Source organism: Vibrio sp. 2130-1 (assembly GCF_033339515.1).
In genome coordinates, this window is sequence record NZ_JAWOUT010000154.1 from 1 (window position 1) to 833 (window position 833).

At 50.8% G+C, this 833-nt stretch carries 1 protein-coding gene; it reads left to right on the plus strand.

All coding sequences use genetic code 11. The features are described from left to right. Window positions 1–833: potassium/proton antiporter (locus R7Q09_RS24845; RefSeq protein ID WP_318143785.1), on the plus strand; the 833-nt coding region annotated here is incomplete at both ends.

The following is an 833-nucleotide window of genomic DNA, read 5'->3' on the forward strand; positions in this document are numbered from 1 at the left end:
CCTCGTGGGTTTATTGCTGGGTAACCGTCCAACGCGCAGCCGTCATTCGATTCTGCATGTATTAGATGGTATGACGTGGCTAGCGCAAATTGGCATGTTCCTCGTGCTTGGTTTGTTGGTTACGCCGTCGAACTTGCTGAGTATTGCGGTGCCAGGCTTGGCGCTTGCGTTTGGTATGATTTTGTTTGCCCGTCCTATTTCCGTGTGGATTGGACTGCTGCCATTTAAGAGCTTCACGCCACGTGAGAAGTGGTTTGTCTCTTGGGTTGGTTTGCGCGGTGCGGTGCCAATCATTCTTGCGGTATTCCCTATGATGGCTGGTTTGCCAGACGCGCAGCTGTACTTCAACTTGGCCTTCTTCGTGGTGATGGTATCGCTGATCGTTCAGGGCGGTACGCTGACCAAAGCGATGTCGCTTGCCAAGGTTGAGTTGCCACCAAAGCCTGAGCCAATCTCTCGCACTGGTGTGGAGATTTACCCAACCAGTGAGTGGGAACTGTTTATCTACCGATTGAAAGCGGATAAATGGTGCATTGGCGAACCGCTGCGCAGTTTATCGATGCCTGAGGGCACGCGCATTGCGGCTGTTTTCCGTAATCAAGAACTGCTTCACCCATCGGGCAGTACCAGGTTGGAAGAAGACGATACCCTATGTGTATTGGCTCAAGAGAAAGACTTAGCTGCATTGAGCTTGTTGTTCAGTGAAGCGCCGGAGAAAGCCTCTCTGACTCGTTTCTTTGGTGATTTCTTCTTAGATATCGAAGTGAAACTGGCCGACGTGGCGATGATGTACGGTTTGAATTTGGGCGATGAACTGCAAGATAAAACCTTGA